We start from the raw sequence: 18965 nt of genomic DNA, 5'->3' as shown, positions 1-18965 counted from the left end.
CGATTTTCTTATGCAGGATGCCAAAAAGCTCGTCTTGCTGAAAATCCGGTTCCATCGGCCTGATTGGGGCAGAAACGCGGCAATTCGCGCGCGGTTTCTGTCCTTTGACGGAGCGACTGATGGTTCTCGATCTGATACGTCTTCCGGCGACTGGCGCGGCGCTGTCGCTCGCCATGTTTGCTGGTGCGGCCCAGGCATCCGACCTGCCAAGCAAGAAGGGTCCGCCGCCGGCGCCGGTCCCGCCGAGCATCACCTGGATCGATGCTGCGGTCAGCATCAAGGGCGTGACCGACTACGTTTTCCGCGGCATCTCGCAGACGGACCGCAAGCCCGGCGCTCAAGGCTCGGTGGAGCTGCAGTTCTATGACAACCTGTTCTATCTCGGCGTCTTCGGTGCCAATGTCGATCTCGCGACCAGCCCGCCGGCCGAGATCGACTTCTATGGCGGTATCCGTCCGAAATTCGGCCCGGTCACCTTCGACCTGGGCGTGATCCAATATTACTATCCGAATGAGAAGCGCTTCATCGACGGGCTCGGTGTGATCTGGACGCCGCGCAATACCGACTTCACTGAACTCGCTGGCAAGGTTTCCTATAACTGGGAGGACAAGGCCACGCTCGGCGCCAATGTCTTCTATGCCTGGGACTGGCTCGGCACGGGCGCAACAGGCACCTACGCTTCGCTGACAGCCAAGTACAATCTGCCTTTCCTCGAAGGTCTCTCGGTCTCTGGCGAGTTCGGCCGCTACTGGCTCGGCACCACCAGCACCAACATCGCGTTCCCGACGCCGATCCGGCTGCCCGACTACAATTACTGGAATGCCGGCCTGTCCTACACCTACAAGAACCTGACCGCCGATCTGCGCTATCACGACACCAACCTGTCCAAAGCCAACTGCTTCCTGCTGACGTCCGATCCGCGTGGGATCACCCGCGGCAACGCGGGAGGCGGCTACAGCTCAAACTGGTGCAACCCGACCGTGGTGGGGACGCTCTCCTTCGATATCACTGCGAGCAGCGTCGGGATCTTCGCGCCGAAGTGACACTGCGCTCCTGCTCGACAAACGAAGAGGGCCGCTCGGGAGAGCGGCCCTCTTTCCTATTCCGATGCCTGAAGCGGCCGGCGGGGTCAGGCGAACTGCCCGTGGCAATGCTTGAACTTCTTGCCGGAGCCACACGGGCAGGGTTCGTTGCGGCCGACCTTGCCCCAGCTCGATGGGTCGGTCGGGTCGCGGTCGGCTACCGCGACATCGCCTTCTTCGATGGCGGCATATTGCAGGCCGCCGTCGCCGTAATCGCCGAAGGCCGGAGCAGGCAGGGTATCCTGGGGGGGCAGGATGCCATCCTCGGGCTGATCGAAGCGCACCTCGATGCGCATCAGGTTGCCGGTGACCTGCTCGCGCAGATGGCCGATCAACCCGTCGAAGAGCTCGAAGGCTTCCTGCTTGTACTCGTTCAGCGGGTCGCGCTGGGCATAGCCGCGCCAGCCGACGACCTGGCGGAGATGGTCGAGCGTGACGAGATGCTCGCGCCAGAGATGGTCGAGAGTCTGCAGCAGCACCTGCTTCTCGACATAGGTCATGACCTCTTCGGTGTTGCGAGCGATACGTTCGGCATAGGCCTGATCGGCCTGGGTACGGATGCGTTCGCGGAGTTCCGCGTCGGCGATGCCTTCCTCCTTGGCCCAGTCCTCGATCGGCAAATCGAGATTGAGAAAGTTATGGACATCCTCCCGCAGGCCGGCAGCATCCCACTGCTCGGCATAGGCCTCTTCGGGGATGCGGCGAGTCACGACGTCCTCGACGACGCCGTGGCGCATATCGTCGATGGTCTCACGCACGCTCGCCTGGCGCATGAAATCGCGACGCTGCTCGAAGACGACCTTGCGCTGGTCGTTCATGACGTCGTCGTATTTCAGGATGTTCTTGCGGATGTCGAAGTTGCGGGCCTCGACCTTGCCCTGCGCCTTCTCGACGGCCTTGTTGATCCAGGGATGGACGATGGCCTCGTCCTCCTTGAGGCCGAGCTTCTGCAGCATTCCGTCCATGCGGTCGGAGCCGAAGATGCGCATCAGATCGTCCTGCAGTGACAGGAAGAATTTTGAGCGGCCGGGGTCGCCCTGGCGGCCGGCACGGCCGCGGAGCTGGTTGTCGATGCGCCGGCTCTCATGGCGCTCGGTCCCGACGATATAGAGGCCGCCGGCCTTGAGCACGCGCTGCTTGAAGTCAGCGACCTCGGCGCGGATCGCCTTGGCCTTCTCGTCACGCTCGGGCCCTTCGGGAATGTCGCGCAGATCGTGCTGGATCCGCATCTCGGCATTGCCGCCGAGCTGGATGTCGGTGCCGCGGCCGGCCATGTTGGTGGCGATGGTGATCGCCCCCGGGGCGCCAGCCTGAGCGACGATATAGGCTTCCTGCTCGTGGAAGCGGGCGTTCAGCACGGCGAAATACTTGGATGGCTTGCCCAGGCGGGCTGCCGCATAAATCGGCTCCAATGCGTTGGGCGCGCTGAAGTCGATCTGCTTGAAGCCTTCCTTGCTCAGCATTTCGGCGACCAGTTCGGAGCGCTCGATCGAGGTCGTGCCGACCAGCATGGGCTGGCCGTTGTCCTGCGAGGCCTTGATCTCGCGGATAACGCCGCGGACCTTTTCCTCGAAGGTGCGATAGACCTCGTCGTCCTCGTCGAGACGCGCGACCGGGACATTGGTCGGGATCTCGATCACTTCCAGCTTGTAGATCTGGAAGAACTCGTCGGCCTCGGTCGAGGCCGTGCCGGTCATGCCGGCGAGCTTGGAATAGAGCCGGAAATAATTCTGGAAGGTGATCGATGCGAGCGTCGCGTTCTCGGGCTGGACGGTGACGTGCTCCTTGGCCTCCAGGGCCTGGTGTAGCCCCTCGGAGTAGCGCCGGCCGGGCATCATGCGGCCGGTGAACTCATCGATGATCACGACCTCGTCGTTGCGGACGATATAGTCCTTGTCGCGGGTGAACAGCGAGTGGGCGCGCAGGGCCTGGTTGACGTGGTGGACCAGCGTGACGTTGGCAGCGTCGTAGAGATCGCCTTCCTTGAGCAGGTCGGCCTGGCGCAGCAGCTCCTCGATATGCTCGTTGCCGGCCTCGGTCAGTGAGACGGCGCGCTGCTTCTCATCGACCTCGAAATCGGTCTTGACCAGCGAGGGGATGAGCTTGTCGATCATGACATAGAGATCGGACTTGTCGTCGAGCGGGCCGGAAATGATCAACGGCGTACGCGCTTCGTCGACCAGGATCGAATCGACTTCGTCGACGATCGCGAAATGGTGGCCGCGCTGTGACATCTGCGCGACGTCGTACTTCATGTTGTCGCGCAGATAGTCGAAGCCGAATTCGTTGTTGGTGCCGTAGGTGATGTCGCTGGCATAGGCGCGTTGCCGCTCGTCGTCGTCGATGCCGTGGACGATGATGCCGGTGGTCAGGCCGAGGAAGTTATAGAGCTTGCCCATCCATTCCGCGTCGCGGCGGGCGAGGTAGTCGTTGACCGTGACGACATGGACACCCTTGCCTTCGAGCGCATTGAGATAGGTCGGCAGCGTCGCGACCAGCGTCTTGCCTTCGCCGGTCTTCATTTCCGAGATCGCGCCTTCGTGCAGCACGATACCACCGATCAGCTGGACATCGTAAGGTCGCTGGCCGAGCACGCGCTTGGCAGCCTCGCGCACGGTTGCGAAGGCGGGGACGAGGAGATCGTCGAGCTTGGCGCCGTTCGCCAATTGCTGGCGGAACTCCTGTGTGCGGGCCTGCAGCGCCTCATCGCTGAGGGCGGCGACTTCCTTTTCGAGCGCATTGATCGCGGCGACGCGAGGGGCATAGCCCTTGACGCGCCGGTCGTTCGACGAGCCGAAGAGTTTCTTTGCGAGCGCGCCAAGCATGTCTGGCCTTCTTTCGGTGCCTGGCTCGCGGCGGCGCATGGTCATCATCCTGCGCCGACGGAAGCCGGATTATCTCAATTCGACCGCGTGTTTAGACGCGTGCGGGTGCGGGGTCCAGCGTCGCTTTTGCCGGAGCCGGCGCGCTGATCGTGAGGCATCGCTCGCCGGGATGTGGGGTTTTGCACCGCAGGTGCCAAGGGCATCGGTGGCAGGGATGTAAAAAGCTCGTGCGGATTACCGAAAAGCAACGTTCAGGCAACCTCTAAGTGGCTCAATCGCCTTGCCTTCGCCGTGTTCAACTGGCAGTGGAGCGCCAGCATTATTCTGGACATCAGCGAAAGGCCGTCCCGATGAAATTGTCCCGTTTCGCCATGCTGCCGCTTGGGCTCGCATTGGCCGGCGCACCGATGCTTGCCCTGCCGGCCTTCGCTCAGGCGGACAAGGTCGTGGCCAAGGTCGACGGAATCGCGATCACCGAACGCGACATGACGCTCGCCAGCGAGGATCTGGCTGAGCGCCTCGCGCAGCTTCCCGAGGACCGCAAGCGCGACGAGGTGATCAACTACCTCGTCGACCTCAAGCTGGGCGCCAAGGCTGCCGTTGCTGCCAAGATCGCCGAGGGGCCGGATTTCGCGTCGCGCCTCGCCTATTACCGCGAGAAGGTGCTGCTCGACGAATATCTGACGCGGGAGGCCAAGAAGGCTGCGACGCCGGAAGCGGCAAAGAAGCTCTTCGAAGACACCGTCAAGGCCATGGCGCCCGAGGAAGAGGTGCATGCGCGCCACATCCTGGTCGAGGATGAAGCCAAGGCCAAGGACGCCGCGGCCCGGGTGAAGAAGGGCGAGGATTTCGCCAAGGTCGCGGCCGAGCTCTCCAAGGATCCGGGTTCGGGCAAGGAAGGCGGCGACCTCGGCTGGTTCACCAAGGAACGCATGGTGCCGCAGTTCTCTGAAGCCGCCTTCAAGCTCGAGAAGGGGCAGATCTCGGATCCGGTGCAGAGCCAGTTCGGCTGGCACGTCATCAAGGTCGAGGACAAGCGCTCCAAGCCGCTGCCCAAGTTCGAGGAGGTCAAGCCGCAGATCGACCAGTATCTCGAGCGCAAGGCCCAGCAGGACGTCGTGCTGGCGCTGCGGGAGAAGGCCAAGGTCGAGCGGCTGGACAAGCCGGCCGAGAAGCCAGCGGACAAGCCCGCCGAGCCGAAGAAGCCCTGAGCGGCTGATCTGCTGCGTTCCCGGTCTGGTCCGGGAGATTCAGACAGAATTGTTACGTGATGCCCGGGCCGCGCCCGGGCATCACGCGTTTGGGGTCTGCATTTCCAACCCTTGTCTTCCGCCCGCGGCTGCGGCACATCGGACGCCTCGTTTCAGGAGACGCTTCGATGGCTGGCAAGGATGTTCCCGTTTCCCCGCTCGCGCCGAAGCGCCAGCCAAAGGTTCCGGCCGTGCCGGGCGTGCGCTTTGCCACCGCCGAAGCGGGCATTCGCTACAAGGGGCGGACCGATGTGGTCTTCATGCTGCTCGACGAGGGCACGCAGGCTGCCGGAGTCTTCACCCGCTCGAAATGCCCCTCCGCGCCGGTCGACTGGTGCCGCGAGAACCTTGCTCAAGGCAAGGCGCGTGCGATCGTCGTCAATTCCGGCAATGCCAATGCCTTTACCGGGCTCAAAGGCCGCGATTCCGTCAAGCTGACAGCCGAGATCGCCGCCAAGGCGGCGGGCTGCAAGCCGCAGGAGGTTTTCATCGCCTCGACGGGCGTGATCGGCGAGCCGTTGGACGCGACCAAATTCGAGGGCGTACTGAAGGACTGCGCGTCCCGTGCGGCTGACGGCCCGTGGATTGATGCGGCCAAGGCGATCATGACCACCGACACCTTCCCGAAGGCGCTCTCGCGCAAGGCGAAGATCGACGGGCATGAGGTGGTCATCGCCGGTATTGCCAAGGGTGCCGGCATGATCGCGCCCGACATGGCGACGATGCTTTCCTTCGTCTTCACCGATGCGCCGATTTCTGCGCCGGTCTTGCAGGCGCTGCTCTCCAAGGGCGTCAAGGGCTCGTTCAATGCCGTCACAGTCGACAGCGACACCTCGACCTCCGACACGCTGATGCTGTTCGCGACGGGCAAGGCGGCGGCGCGCGGCGTGCCGGCGATCACCGAAATCAATGATGCGCGCCTCTCCGGCTTCAAGCGTGCACTCAATGCCTTGCTGCTCGAGCTGTCCCATCTCGTCTGCAAGGACGGCGAAGGTGCGCGGAAATTCGTCGAGGTGCGGGTCACCGGCGCGACCTCGGCACGCTCTGCCAAGCGCGTCGCGCTCTCGATTGCGAATTCGCCGCTGGTCAAGACCGCGATCGCCGGCGAGGACGCCAATTGGGGCCGCATCGTCATGGCCGTCGGCAAGGCCGGCGAGCCGGCCGATCGCGACAGGCTCGACATCTCCTTCGGCGACATCACTGTCGCGAAGCAGGGTGCTCGCGCGCCGTCCTATGACGAGACAGCCGTCTCCGATTACATGAAGGGCGACGACATCGTCATTACGGCCGATCTCGGGCTGGGCCGGGGCAAGTCCACCGTCTGGACCTGCGATCTCACCAAGGCCTATGTCGAAATCAATGGCGATTATCGCTCCTGAGGCGACCGCTCCGGTTGAACCCAGCCGGAGCTTCATCGTCGGCAATCTCTTCCTCTGCTCCTTCTTCTGGGGCTGCAGCTTCCTGTTCATCAAGCTGATGAGCGGCGAGGTGCCTCCGCTCGCCGTCGCGGCGGGGCGCGGTCTGCTCGGGGCGACGGCGCTCGCCCTCTGGGTGAGCTTCCTCGGACAGAGCCCGTTGCCACGGCGACATGAACTGCGGCACTGGCTCGTGCTCGGCACCACCAATGGCTGGGTGCCGAACGTGCTCGTCGCCTATGCCCTGACGCAGCTTGCCAGCGGGCCTGCCGCGATGATCCAGGCCGCCGGCCCGCTGGTGACTGCGATCTTCGCGCATTTTCTCTTCGCGGAGGAACGGCTCTCCGGCCGTCGGGTGCTTGGCGTGCTGCTTGGGATGGTCGGCGTCGCGATCCTGATCGGCCCGCGCCTGGTCGCAGGTGGCGCGACAGCCTATGGCGTCTCCGCCATGGTCGGTGTGATGCTGGCCTATGCTGCCGGCAATCTCTACGTCCGTGCCGTGCCCGCTCCCGCCGGAAATCCTGCGCGCCTCGCGCTCGGACAGCAGGTCGTCTCCGGGCTCGTCGCGCTTGGGCTGACACTCGTCTTCATCGGGCCCGCTGGATTGCTTCCGATCCAGAATCACCTGCCTGTCATGCTCGCGCTCGGTGTCGCCTCGACGGCCGTCCCGATGGCGATCTTCATGAAACTGATCCGTGCCGCAGGGCCGACGCGGGCGGCCATGACCGGCTATCTCGTTCCCACCGTCGCCACCGTCATGGGCGTGATCGTCCTTGGGGAAACGCTGGAATTGCGACAGCTCGTCGGGGGCTGCATCATCCTTGCCGGGGTGTTTCTGGTCTCGACAGCACGACGGGGAAAGACGGCGTGAGGCGCATCCAGTGCCGGCTCTTGCCCTGATACTCGGGGCCTGAGTGTCATGGCCCGACGATCCGGCGCGAGGCGGATGCGCTCTCCCGTGCAGACGGTTCGGCCTATGACATGGCCGCGGTTATCGGTAAGGAGCGTGAGCCCATCCTCGCCACCTTTCCGGGACCTGAGCCTTCGTGAAACTGCTTCTCGTCGTCGCCTGTGCACTGATCGATTCCGACAATCGCGTCCTCGTCACCCAGCGTCCGGAGGGCAAGTCGCTAGCCGGGCTGTGGGAATTCCCCGGCGGCAAGCTCGAAGCGAACGAGCGACCGGAGCCGGCGCTGATCCGCGAGCTGTCCGAGGAACTCGGCATCAGCGTGAAAGAGGACTGCCTGGCGCCCCTGACCTTCGCGAGCTACGCCTATCCGGAATTCCACCTGCTGATGCCGCTCTATATCTGCCGGCGCTGGGAAGGAGCGGTCGTCTCCGCAGAGGGTCAAGCGTTGAAATGGGTCCGGCCGGGCAAGCTGCGGGACCTCGCCATGCCGCCGGCCGACGAGCCGTTGATCCCGCACCTGATCGATCTCTTGGGGGCGTGACGGGCGGTTCGCGGCCGCGTCGCCGCAGCTAGCGATCCGCGGCCAATTCCAACGTCACGATCAAGGCCTCCCGCGTCAGCTCCGCCATTGGTGTCTGCGCCTTGTAGGCCCTGGTCTTCTCACCGGGGTTCATCACCAGGATCACCGTTTCGGTACCGGGGCAGGCGGGGTCCGCACAGAGGATCTCGTTGACGGCGATCGCGGCCTGCTCCGGCAGGCCGAGAAGGTCCCGCGTTTCGGCCTTGATACGGGTGGCGGCTTCCGACGCGACGGCCTTGTCGGCCTTGCCCTTGCCCGCATTGTCCTTGCCGAAGAGGCCGAAGCGCATTGCTCAGGTCGGCAAGGTCAGGATGCCGGCAGCGCCATCCTCGGCGCCGAAAGCGAGGCGCTTGCCGAGCTTGTCCCAGGCGAAGGCGGTGATGCCGCTGGCCTTGAGCGGCGGGCGCACCAGCAGCTCGGAGGCGTCAGTCAGCCGGACCAGCAGGATGCAGCCATCGTCATAGCCGACGGCCAGGACCAGTGCCTTGGGATGGAAGGCGACGCGGGTAACCTTGGCATGGCGCGCGCCGCACTCGCGCGGCGCCTTGCCGGTCGGGCCTTCGCCCTGGAAGGGCCAGATGATCGCCGCATCCGCGCCGCTGGAGGCGAGCCAGAGCCCGTCATGCGACCAGGACAGCGAGCGCGGCTTTGCCGGATAGCCCGTCATGCGCATATGCGTCGGCTTGTCCCCGAGACGCCAGCCATGCAGGGCGTTTTCTTGCATCGAGGAGACGACGAAGCGGCCATCGGCCGACCAGGTCACGTCGAGATGCGACCCCTTCCATTCCAGGAACTCGGGTTTCGCTTCGGTGTTCGGATACCAGAGCGAGACGCCGTTCATCTGCGCGACCGCGAGCCTGTACCCCTTCGGCGCAAAGACCAGGCCCTGCGGCGTCGAGGCGAAGTCGAAGGACCGGAGCTTGCCCTTGTCGTCGCGGGCATGGACGGTCTTTCCGGTGTTCCAGGCGATGGCGCCCGAGCCTGAGAACGTCACGGCATCGATCCAGCGGCGCTTTGCGTCGCGATAGATCTCGATCGGCTCCCCCTCGGCCGCCGTGGCGACGACACGTCCGTCATCGCCGCCGCTGATCAGGCGCTCACCATCGGAGCAGGCTGAGAGGATACCGCCCGCATGGGCGTCAATGCTCTCGGTCTCACCGTCGCGCCAGCGCAGTACGCGCCCATCGGCGAGTGCGAACGCCAGCGTCTGCTTGAGCCATGAGGCGGAGACAACATGCTCGCCGGCCGTGACCGGGACGACATGCTCGCGGAGCGAAACGGGTTTTGTCTGCGTGTCCATGGCGTGGCTTTAGCTCACGCCGCGCAGGCCATAAACCCCTTGCGCAACTCGTTCTCGTCGAGATCGCGGCCAATGAAGACGAGACGCGATTCACGCTTCTCGTCCGCCTTCCAGTCGCGCTGCAGATCGCCGTCGAGAATCATGTGAACGCCCTGGAAAACGAAGCGGCGCGGCTCGTCCTTGAAGGACAGGATGCCCTTGGAGCGCAGGATGTTCGGGCCCTGTGCCTGCGAGATGTCGTTGATCCAGGGCATGAACTTGTCGGGGTCGACATCGCCGGGGATCGTGAACGACATCGAGCGGACGTCATCGGAATGGTGATGGTGATGGCCGGACTCGAGGAAGTCGGGCTCGATGTCGAGAATCCGGTCGAGATCGAAGGCATTGCGATCGAGCAGCTTGTCGATCGCGACGTCACAGCGTGTCGTCTTGTGCAGCTTGGCATAGGGGTTGATGGCGCGGATCGCGGCCTCGACCCCGGCCAGTTCCTCGGCCGTGACCAGATCGGTCTTGTTGAGAATGATGACGTCGGCAAAGGCGATCTGGTTCTTCGCCTCGGGAGCATCCTTCAGGCGGTCCTTCAGCCATTTGGCGTCGGTCACGGTGACGACGGCGTCGAGTTTAGTCGCATCGCCGACATCCTGGTCGACGAAAAAGGTCTGGGCGACGGGCGCCGGGTCGGCGAGGCCGGTGGTCTCGACGATGATCGCGTCGAACTTGCCCTTGCGCTTCATCAGCCCGTCGAGGATGCGGATCAGATCGCCGCGAACGGTGCAGCAGATGCAACCGTTGTTCATCTCGAAGATTTCCTCGTCGGCGCCGACAACCAGGTCGCCATCGATGCCGGCCTCGCCGAACTCGTTGACGATCACGGCGAATTTCTTGCCGTGGTCTTCGGTGAGGATGCGGTTGAGGAGCGTGGTCTTGCCGGCGCCGAGATAGCCGGTGAGCACGGTAACGGGGATCTTTTCAGACATGGGACGACCTGATTGCTGCCGAGTGCCGCTCGCGAGCGCAGCTTACGCTGCGCCTGTGCCGAGCGCCTTTTCGATTTGCCTTATATTGTGTCGCATCATCTCGATGTAAGTCCCGGCAGGGCCGGATGCGGTCGAGAGTGCGTCAGAGTAGAGCCGGCCGCCGATCTTGGCTCCGGTCTCGCGCGCGATCTGCTCGATCAACCGCGGATTGGTGATATTCTCGAGGAAAACCGCCGGGATTTTCTGTGCCTTCACCTGGCGAATGATGCGCGCCACGTCCTTGGCAGAGGCTTCGGCCTCGGTCGAAACCCCCTGTGGCGCAACGAATTCAATGCCATAGGCCTTGACGAAATAGCCGAAGGCATCGTGCGACGTGATGGCCTTGCGCCGGTCGACCGGGATGCGAGCCACCGCTGCCTGGATCTCGCCTTCAAGTGCATCGAGCTTGCCGAGATAGGCCGCTGCATTGGCCTCGTAGGTCGCTTTTCCCGCAGGGTCGGCTGCACTCAGCGCATCGCGGATATTCGCGACATAGAGCCTGGCGTAGACGACGCTCTGCCAGGCGTGAGGATCGTCCCCGCCCGCATGATCATGGCCACCCGACTTGCCGTGGTCATGATCGTCGTCCTTCAGCTTCAGGGGAGAGATCCCCTGCGTCGCCGTCGCGACGGTTGCGCTCGTTCCGGAGGACTTGATCAGCCGGGACAACCAACCTTCGAATTTGAGCCCGTTGACCAGCACCAGCTTTGCTGTGGTCATGCTCTTCGCATCGGCCGGCGTCGGCGAATAGACATGGGCATCGCCATCGGGCCCGACCAGAATCGTCACTGCGACGCGTTCGCCGCCGATCTCCCTGGCGAAGTCGCCAAGGATCGAGAAGCTCGCAACGACCGGCAGTTTTTCCTGCGCGCGCGCGATCGGCGGCACGGCCGAAAGGGCCAATCCCGCGGTGAGCCCGGCGATGAGATGACGACGATTCAACATGCGGCTCTCCAGCAGATAATGAAACACTATAACATTACTAGCGCTGGAGATGGGAACGAGGCAAGAGCCGTCGTGCGAGCCCGCCTTGCGTACCGAACAGGAGCGAGCCGAGATAGAGCGCACCGGCGGAGAGAATGACGGCTGGCCCGGCGGGAAGATTGCTGCCGGCCGAGTAGGACAGAACCAGCCCGGCATAGCCGGACAGGATGCCGAAGCCGGAGGCGAGCAGGATCAGCCGCGTGATGTCGGCTGTCCAGAAGCGCGCTGCGGCGGCAGGCAACATCATCAACCCGACCGCAAGCAGGGTGCCGAGCGCGTGGAAGCCGGCAACCAGATTGAGCACGACGAGGCCAAGGAAGGTGAGATGCACGACACCGCCGGAGCGGCTGACAGAGCGCAGGAAGCCCGGATCGACGCATTCGAGCACGAGAGGACGATAGACCAGCGCCAGCATGACCAGGGTCAGTGTCGCGACACTCGAGAGCAGCAGCAGGACATCGTTGTCGAGCGCCAGCACATTGCCGAACAGGACATGGAAAAGGTCGACCGCCGAGCCGCGCAGCGAGACGATGGTGACACCGAGCGCCAGTGAGATCAGGTAGAAGGCGGCGAGCGAGGCGTCTTCCTTCATCACGGTCAGCCGAGCGACCGCGCCGGCCGCGAGCGCCACGGCAAAGCCGGCAACAAGACCGCCAATCGTCATGGCCGGCAGCGAGAACCCGGCAACGAGATAGCCGATGGCCGCGCCGGGCAGGATCGCATGCGCCATGGCGTCGCCGGTCAGGCTCATCCGTCGCAGCATCAGGAAGACGCCGATCGGCGCGCCGGAGACAGCGAGCGCGAAGACGCCGACGAGAGCCCGGCGCATGAAGTCGAATTCGGCGAAGGGGCCGATGAAAATATCGTGGAGCATCGGCGTGCCAGATTTGGGGAGGATTCAGGCCGCGTCGCGGTCGCAGGCGGGGGCATGGCTGTCGAAGGCCTCGACCATGCGCCGGGCCTTGAGCTGGTTTTCAGGCGTCAGGACGTCATTGGTCGCGCCCCAGGCGACAGCCTCGCGTGCCATAAGCAGTGTCTCGGGAAAGGCCCGTTTCACCGTCTCGATATCATGAAGGACGGCAACCACGGTGCGCGCCTCACCATGCCAGCGCTGAACCAAGGCGAGCAGATCAGCCGTGGTGCGGGCATCGATGGCGGTGAAGGGTTCGTCGAGCAGGATGATGTCGGCGTCCTGCAGCAGAAGGCGCGCGAAGAGCGCGCGCTGCATCTGGCCGCCGGAGAGATTGCCGATGGGGCGGCGCTCGAAGCCGGTCAGGCCGACGGCCGTGATGGCGTCCTCGATCCTGGTCCGAACTCCCATGCCAATGCGGCCGAAGATGCCGGCCTTGCCCCACAGCCCCATGGCGACGAGATCGTAGACATGGATCGGGAAGGAACGATCGAGTTCCGCCGATTGCGGGAGATAGGCGAGGCGCTTGCCGCGGGCGAGGGTCAGGCGACCGTCGAGCGGGGTCAAGGCGCCGGCAATAGCCTTCAGCAGCGTCGATTTTCCGGCGCCGTTCGGTCCGACGATCGCGGTCAGGCTTCCGGCGGCGATTTCGCCCGAGAGGTGATGAACCGCCGGGTGGCGGTCATACCCGAGCGTGAGATCATCGAGGCGAATGGCGGGCACGAAGGCTGCTTTCGTCAGGAGATGACTGCAAATGTGGCTAGCCAGAGCACGGCGATGATGCCGAGCGCGAGCCCGAGCCGCCCCGCCGCCGAAAGCCGCAGCAGAGACCAGCCCGGATCTTCCGAGAGGGCAGTGGCCGCAGGGTGGTGGTGCGAATGGCTCATGGGTGAATGATATAATGTTACGCGATCTCCGGGGCAAGCGAGATCGCGATTGTTGTTGGCTTCCGGCCGTGGCGTTATCCACCATGGTCAATGCCAGCAGAACCGGAGCGCGCGCGTGAGTGGTGACCGAGTGACCTTCAGAGCCGTCCGGGACGGCGTCGTCACGGAGATTCCGGCCGATGCGATCGAGATCGGTCTGCCTGGCGGGCTGAGTTTCCGCATCATGGCCTTTGCCGGCCGCAAGGGCGCCGCGGCGCTTCACATGCCGGCCGACCATCCGGAGGCGCCGAGCTTCGACGTGTTCAGCGTCGAGCCCGGCGCAGCCAATACACTGTTCGTGTCGGTGGATCGGGTCCGGAAACGCCAGATGGAAGGCTGAAACGGTCCCCGCTCAGAACGGCAGATACTGGTACAGCCAGGTCTCGGTCAGTACCGTGTCTCCGCCACGCAGGAAGCAGCGCATCTCGACCGGATCCGTGCCCTCGACGGTCAGGTCGAATTGCGCGCGCCAATGGCCGGGCACGTCGTTCGGCACGGCTTCGGCGAAGACATAGGAAAACGAGCCGCGCGAGGCCGAGAGCACGACCTCGGGCTTCACGCCGAAGGGAATGTTCTCGAGCACCGGGCCCTTGAATTCGACCACGAATTTGCGCACGCCCCTTGGCCGGGTGGTGCCGGGCTGGCCGCCATTGCCGAGCCGTGTCGCGACGACGCGGCCGAGCGGCGAGGGGAAGGGCTCGTCAGCGAGCCAATGCAGCTTGTAGTGGAATTCGTAGGCGGCTCCGGCCTTGGCCGGGCCCTCGGGCACCCACATCGCGACGATATTGTCGTGGATCTCGTCGTCGGTCGGGATCTCGATGAGCTGAACGGCGCCTTTGCCCCATTGGCCGATCATCTCGATCCAGAGGCTGGGGCGGCGCTCGTAAAAGACGCCATCAAGATAATGACCGATCTCGCGGTCGCGCTGCATCAGGCCGAAACCGCGCGGATTGTTGTCGACGAAGGACGAGGCAGTGGTGCGGCTGGGGTTGTTGAGGGGCCGCCAGGCGCGCTCTCCGGAGCCGGTCCAGAGTGCGAGGCCATCGGAATCATGCACCTCGGGGCGCCAGTCGACGGCGGTCGATTTCGCCGTCTCCGAGTACCAGTACATCGAGGTCAGGGGCGCGATGCCGAGCCGGGTGACGTCATTGCGCAGGAAGATCGCCTTTTCGATCTCCATGTCGACGCCCTTGCCGCGATGCATGCGGAAACGATAGGCGCCAGCAACGCTGGGGCCGGAGAGCAGGGCATAGACAACGACATACTCGGCCGAGGCCTGCGGCGTCTCCAGCCAGATATGAGTGAAATCCGGAAATTCCTCGGCCTTTCCGCCGACAGCCGGATCGATGGCGAGGCCGCGGGCGGACAGGCCGTATTGATAGAGTTCGCCGATGGCGCGGAAATAGGAGGCGCCGAGGAAGGCGACCCAGTCATTCTTCTGCCAGTCGAGCTTCTCGCCCTTGCGGCCGGGATGTCCGGAGCGGCTCTCTTGGAAGCGGAAACCCGCAAAACCCGCGCCCGCCGGCAACTGGCGCGCCGGTGAATCCGCCGGCATCTCGAAATAGCTCTCCTCATAAACGATCTCGCGCGCCTTGCCGCCGTCGAGGACATGCATGCGCACCGGCTTCTGGAAATACCGGCCGAGATGGAAAAAGGTCACCGGCCAGGGGGAGGGGCCGTTCGCCCACAAGGCCATCTCCGGCTTGAACTTGATCTTGCCATGGGCGTCGTAGTCGATCCGCTCCAGAATATCGGCGCGCGGCGGTGGCGGCGGCGCATAGGGCTTGCTCGCCAGGTCGCGGGCACGCGCCTTCAGCCCTTCGAAGCTGAACGCCTCTGCCTCTCCGAGCTTCAGGCCCTGTTGCGCGAGGGCCGCCGGGGCAAAGCCGAGCGCGGCGAGCGCCGCCGTGGCGCTTGCGCCGGCGAGCAGCGTGCGGCGATCCAGGGAGGGCGATTTCGTGCGGGCGTGCATTGTCAGACGGATCTCGGAGGCTTCTGGGGGAGTATTGTCCGGGCTAACCTGTCCAATGGGCAAGGGCAACCAGACGCGGGAGCCTGCCCGATGCACCGAAAAAATGGCGAAAGCGTCACGGACGCGCGGCGGAGCTGCCCCGGCAATGCATTTCCTGGGCTTTCCTTGTCTCAACGGGCCGTTCTACAAGGGTCAAAGCCCGGCCGCTCGTGCTGGGAAATAAGGTTCTGGGAGGATCCATGAAGACGCTGTTTCGCGGCCGGTCTCTGGCCGGTATCGCTACCGCCTTGCTGATCGCTGCTGCTCCTGCGGGTGCTCGCGCGCAAGAGTTCGTCAATGTGCTGACCGGAGGCACCTCCGGCGTCTATTATCCGATGGGCGTTGCCCTCTCGAAGATCTATGGCGAGAAGATTCCCGGCACCCGCCCGACGGTGCAGGCGACCAAGGCATCGGTCGAGAATCTCGTGCTCCTGCAGCAGGGACGTGGCGAACTCGCCTTCACGCTCGGCGATTCGCTCGATGCGGCCTGGAAGGGCGATGAGGATGCCGGGTTCAAGAGCCCGCTGAAGAAATTGCGCGGTATCACTGCGATCTATCCGAATTTCGTGCAGATCGTCGCCTCAAAGGAAAGCGGCATCAAGACGCTCGCCGATCTCAAGGGCAAGCGGCTTTCGGTGGGCGCCCCGAAATCCGGCACCGAGCTGAATGCGCGCGCGATCCTCGCGGCGGCAGGCCTAGCCTACAAGGACCTTGGCAAGATCGAGTATCTGCCCTTCGCCGAATCGGTCGAGCTGATGAAGAACCGCCAGCTTGATGCGACGCTTCAGTCGGCGGGCCTCGGCGTGGCCTCCATCCGCGATCTCGCATCCTCGGTCGAGATCGTCGTCGTCGAGGTGCCGAAGGCGGTCATCGACAAGGCCGGAGCGCCCTTCGTCAGCGCGACCATTCCCGCCAACACCTATGGTGGCCAGGCGGCAGCGGTGAACACGGCGGCAGTGGTGAACTACCTTGTCACCCATGAGGGGGTGAAGGAGGAGCTCGTCTACCAGATGACGAAGAACATCTTCGATAATCTCGGGGAACTTGGCGCAGCGCATTCGGCCGGCAAGGCGATCAAGCTCGAGAGCGCGCTCGAGGGCATGCCGGTACCGCTGCATCCGGGGGCGGCGCGCTATCTCAGGGAGAAGGGCCTCAAGGTCGGGTCCTGATCACCTCTCGCATTTAACTCTCCCGGCGCTGGCCTTCGGGGGCGGCGCCGGCGCATGCGCACGCCATTGGGGATATGCGACGCGATGACGAGTCAGACGGACCAACTGCACGCGCTTTCGGGAGCGAGCGAGACGCCAGTCGAGAATGCGGCGCTCGACAATTTCGAGCACGGCTTTCCGCCGGGCTTCGGACCCGGCCACTGGGGCCTTGTGGCGTATGCCGTCGCGCTCGCATTCGCCTGTTTCCAGATCGCGATCTCGGCCTGGCACGTGCTGCCGAGCCAGGCGGTGCGCGGCGTCCATGTCGGCTTCCTTCTGCTGCTCAGCTTCGGCCTCGTCGCCAATTTCAAGGCGAAGACCACTGCAGGGCGCTGGGCCGGCTGGGCGCTGGGCGTCATCGGCTTCGGTGTTGGCCTCTATCAGCTCGTCTTCTACGCCGATCTGATCCTGCGCGACGGCGATCCCTCGACGGCCGATCTCGTGGTCGGGACCCTGCTGATCGTTCTCATCTTCGAGGCCGCGCGGCGGCTGATGGGCAATGCCTTGCCGATCATGTGCGGTGTGTGCCTGCTTTACTGGTTCTTCGGCCAGTATCTGCCGTCGCCATTCAACCATCGCGGCTACGGTTTCGATCAGATCATCGGCCATCTGTCCTTCGGCACGGAGGGCTTTTACGGCGTGCCGACCTATGTGTCGGCGACCTATATCTTCCTCTTCATCGTCTTCGGCTCCTTCCTGGAGAAGGCCGGGATGATCCATCTCTTCAATGACGTTTCGCTTGGCCTCTTCGGCAGCGCGCGTGGGGGGCCCGCCAAAGTCGCGGTGTTCTCCTCCGGCCTGATGGGCATGATCTCGGGCTCGGGCGTCGCGAATGTCGTCACGGTCGGGCAGTTCACGATCCCGCTCATGATCAAGTTCGGCTATCGGCGCGCCTTCGCCGCCGGTGTCGAAGCCACGGCCTCGATGGGTGGGCAGATCATGCCGCCGGTGATGGGCGCGGCCGCCTTCATCATGGCCGAGACGCTGGGCGTGGATTACTCGGAGATCGTCAAGGCCGCAGCGATCCCGGCGGTCCTCTATTTCGCCTCGGCTTTCTGGATGGTGCATCTCGAGGCGGGCAAACACGGTCTCAAGGGTATCGAGCGGCGTTTGCTGCCCAGCCCGCTCAAGGCTCTGCGCGAACGCTGGTTCCTGGCGCTGCCGCTCGCCGTGCTGGTGTTCATGCTGTTCCACGGCTTCACCCCGCTCTTCGCCGGCACAATCGGGCTGGCGCTGACCGTCGGCCTGCTGCTGGGCACCGGTGTCGCGCTCGGGTTCAAGACGATGACGCTGCGTGTGATCTTCTGGGTGGGCCTCGGCTTGATCGCGGGTGCGCTTCTGCGCAACGGGATGGATGTCAGGGTTGTCGCTGGGCTGATCGCCGGTTTGATCGGCCTGAACGCGCTCACCATCGGCGGTCGCGCGACGCTGGTGATCTGCCGCAATGCGCTGGCCGATGCCGCCAAGACCGCGCTGCCGGTCGGCATTGCGTGCGCGATCGTCGGAACCATCATCGGCCTGATGACGCAGACGGGCATCGGTACGACCTTCGGCGCCTGGGTCATCGGCCTCGGCAAGACCAGCCTGTTCCTGGCATTGGTCCTGACGATGATCCTGTCGATCCTGCTCGGCACCGGGATCCCGACGATCCCGACCTACATCATCGTGGCGGCCTTGGCGGCTCCGGCGCTGGAACAGCTTGGAGTACCGCTGATCGTAAGCCACATGTTCGCATTCTACTACGGAATCATGGCCGACCTCTCGCCGCCCGTGGCCCTCGCGGCACTCGCGGCGGCGCCGATCGCGAAGGAGAACCCGGACAAGATCGGCTGGGAAGCGATGCGGGTCGCGCTGGCGGGCTATGTCATCCCATTCATCGCGGTCTATTCGCCGGCACTGATGCTGCAGCAGGGCGACCCGATGTCGGCCCTCATCGGCTTCTGGCCTTCGGTGATCTATGCCGTCTTCAAGGCGAGCGTTGCCATCGGTCTCTTCGGGATCGTGGCCATCGGCTATCTGTTCGATCGACTCAACGTGACGGAACGCATCCTCGCCTTCGTCGCAGCGGTGTTCCTGTTCGGAGAGTTCCCCTATAGCGACGCGCTCGGCTATCTGCTCACAGCCGCGTTGGTCGGGCGTCACTGGTGGGAGACGCGCCGCCTGCAGGCGAGCAGCACAGCGTGAGCCTGTGCCTCGCGGCCAGTGCCCTCGTCATTGCGCTGGGCGCCGATGAGATCACGCTCGGCTGGCGGCACTCGGTGCAGAAGACGCTATGGGAAGAGGTCTGGCGGGAGACGCCGGGCGGTTTGCGGCTGGTCGAAGCGCGGGTCGAAGGATCGGGGGCGGGCATGGACCCGCCCGATGGTGCGACATTGCGCGACGGGTTCTGGCGCTGGACGCCGGCCTTGCCGGCGCTTCCCGAGGTCGTGATGCGGCGTTCGGGCGCAACGGCGGACTGGACGGTCTGCATCGGAGCCGTGTGTCGGCCGATGGGCAGCTATCTGCCCGAGGCGGCCGATCCGGTGGTTCTCCGGCCGTGTGGCTGAGT

The 18965-nt window shown here is 64.4% G+C and carries 18 protein-coding genes; 9 read left to right on the top strand and 9 right to left on the bottom strand.

The genetic code is table 11. The features are described 5' to 3' along the window. The first annotated feature begins 119 nt into the window (after positions 1 to 119). A complete protein-coding gene (locus AB4099_RS06320) occupies positions 120 to 1043 on the top strand; it encodes a TorF family putative porin (RefSeq protein WP_441477410.1) in 924 nt (307 codons plus the stop codon). An 86-nt stretch (positions 1044 to 1129) separates the two neighbouring features. Here the strand turns inward: AB4099_RS06320 and secA are convergent, their stop codons facing one another. After that, on the bottom strand, positions 1130 to 3907 hold the full coding sequence (gene secA / locus AB4099_RS06315) for a preprotein translocase subunit SecA (RefSeq protein ID WP_113511094.1): 2778 nt from the start codon (positions 3905 to 3907) through the stop codon (positions 1130 to 1132). Positions 3908 to 4257: 350 nt separating this feature from the next. On the opposite strand from secA, the gene AB4099_RS06310 reads away from it, so the two are divergent. The 4 genes from AB4099_RS06310 (at position 4258) to AB4099_RS06295 (ending at position 8023) form a co-directional block, all read left to right on the top strand. Continuing rightward, positions 4258 to 5118, top strand: a complete 861-nt coding sequence (locus AB4099_RS06310; protein WP_113511012.1) for a peptidylprolyl isomerase — start codon at positions 4258 to 4260, stop codon at positions 5116 to 5118. A gap of 167 nt (positions 5119 to 5285) precedes the next feature. After that, positions 5286 to 6536: a bifunctional glutamate N-acetyltransferase/amino-acid acetyltransferase ArgJ gene (gene argJ / locus AB4099_RS06305; RefSeq protein ID WP_441477409.1), complete on the top strand. Its 1251-nt coding sequence runs from the start codon at positions 5286 to 5288 to the stop codon at positions 6534 to 6536. Then, positions 6517 to 7443 (top strand): DMT family transporter, encoded by a 927-nt coding sequence (locus AB4099_RS06300; protein ID WP_441477408.1) that lies wholly within the window; start codon positions 6517 to 6519, stop codon positions 7441 to 7443. The genes argJ and AB4099_RS06300 overlap by 20 nt, the downstream gene beginning before the upstream one ends. Positions 7444 to 7618: 175 nt before the next feature. Then, entirely contained in the window at positions 7619 to 8023 is a 405-nt protein-coding gene (locus AB4099_RS06295) for a (deoxy)nucleoside triphosphate pyrophosphohydrolase (protein WP_113511015.1), read from the top strand. A 28-nt stretch (positions 8024 to 8051) separates the two neighbouring features. Here the strand turns inward: AB4099_RS06295 and AB4099_RS06290 are convergent, their stop codons facing one another. From AB4099_RS06290 to AB4099_RS06260, 7 genes are read right to left on the bottom strand one after another with little or no spacing between them, the layout of a single operon-like run. Beyond that, complete coding sequence (locus tag AB4099_RS06290) at positions 8052 to 8351, bottom strand: hypothetical protein (RefSeq protein ID WP_441477407.1); 300 nt, start codon at positions 8349 to 8351, stop codon at positions 8052 to 8054. Positions 8352 to 8354: 3 nt separating this feature from the next. Continuing rightward, positions 8355 to 9362, bottom strand: a complete 1008-nt coding sequence (locus AB4099_RS06285; RefSeq protein WP_441477406.1) for a WD40 repeat domain-containing protein — start codon at positions 9360 to 9362, stop codon at positions 8355 to 8357. A 14-nt stretch (positions 9363 to 9376) separates the two neighbouring features. Next, positions 9377 to 10339: a CobW family GTP-binding protein gene (locus AB4099_RS06280; protein ID WP_113511017.1), complete on the bottom strand. Its 963-nt coding sequence runs from the start codon at positions 10337 to 10339 to the stop codon at positions 9377 to 9379. 42 nt (positions 10340 to 10381) lie between these two features. Beyond that, entirely contained in the window at positions 10382 to 11323 is a 942-nt protein-coding gene (locus AB4099_RS06275; RefSeq protein WP_441477405.1) for a metal ABC transporter substrate-binding protein, read from the bottom strand. Positions 11324 to 11360: 37 nt separating this feature from the next. Beyond that, entirely contained in the window at positions 11361 to 12236 is an 876-nt protein-coding gene (locus AB4099_RS06270; protein WP_441477404.1) for a metal ABC transporter permease, read from the bottom strand. Positions 12237 to 12260: 24 nt separating this feature from the next. Next, positions 12261 to 12995, bottom strand: a complete 735-nt coding sequence (gene aztA / locus AB4099_RS06265; protein ID WP_441477403.1) for a zinc ABC transporter ATP-binding protein AztA — start codon at positions 12993 to 12995, stop codon at positions 12261 to 12263. A 14-nt stretch (positions 12996 to 13009) separates the two neighbouring features. Next, positions 13010 to 13159: a hypothetical protein gene (locus AB4099_RS06260; RefSeq protein ID WP_441477402.1), complete on the bottom strand. Its 150-nt coding sequence runs from the start codon at positions 13157 to 13159 to the stop codon at positions 13010 to 13012. Between the two features lie 115 nt (positions 13160 to 13274). Here AB4099_RS06260 and AB4099_RS06255 point away from each other — a divergent pair, with 115 nt between their 5' ends. Continuing rightward, positions 13275 to 13538 (top strand): hypothetical protein, encoded by a 264-nt coding sequence (locus AB4099_RS06255; protein WP_441477401.1) that lies wholly within the window; start codon positions 13275 to 13277, stop codon positions 13536 to 13538. A gap of 12 nt (positions 13539 to 13550) precedes the next feature. Here AB4099_RS06255 and AB4099_RS06250 read toward each other — a convergent pair whose 3' ends face one another. Next, entirely contained in the window at positions 13551 to 15170 is a 1620-nt protein-coding gene (locus AB4099_RS06250) for an OpgD/OpgG family glucan biosynthesis protein (RefSeq protein ID WP_441477400.1), read from the bottom strand. Positions 15171 to 15409: 239 nt separating this feature from the next. Here AB4099_RS06250 and AB4099_RS06245 point away from each other — a divergent pair, with 239 nt between their 5' ends. From AB4099_RS06245 to AB4099_RS06235, 3 genes are all read left to right on the top strand, one after another. Then, complete coding sequence (locus AB4099_RS06245) at positions 15410 to 16378, top strand: TAXI family TRAP transporter solute-binding subunit (protein ID WP_441477399.1); 969 nt, start codon at positions 15410 to 15412, stop codon at positions 16376 to 16378. Positions 16379 to 16462: 84 nt separating this feature from the next. After that, a complete protein-coding gene (locus AB4099_RS06240) occupies positions 16463 to 18601 on the top strand; it encodes a TRAP transporter permease (RefSeq protein WP_441477398.1) in 2139 nt (712 codons plus the stop codon). Then, the gene (locus AB4099_RS06235; protein WP_113511025.1) at positions 18598 to 18963 is read left to right on the top strand and encodes a DUF1850 domain-containing protein; all 366 of its coding nucleotides are present in this window, start codon (positions 18598 to 18600) and stop codon (positions 18961 to 18963) included. The genes AB4099_RS06240 and AB4099_RS06235 overlap by 4 nt, the downstream gene beginning before the upstream one ends. Positions 18964 to 18965 lie beyond the last annotated feature (2 nt).

The sequence above is a fragment of the Allobosea sp. 2KB_26 genome (genome assembly GCF_052115715.1).
GTDB lineage: Bacteria > Pseudomonadota > Alphaproteobacteria > Rhizobiales > Beijerinckiaceae > Allobosea.
Note: the sequence above shows the minus strand (reverse complement) of the source record. Positions and strands in the feature narration are given on the sequence as shown.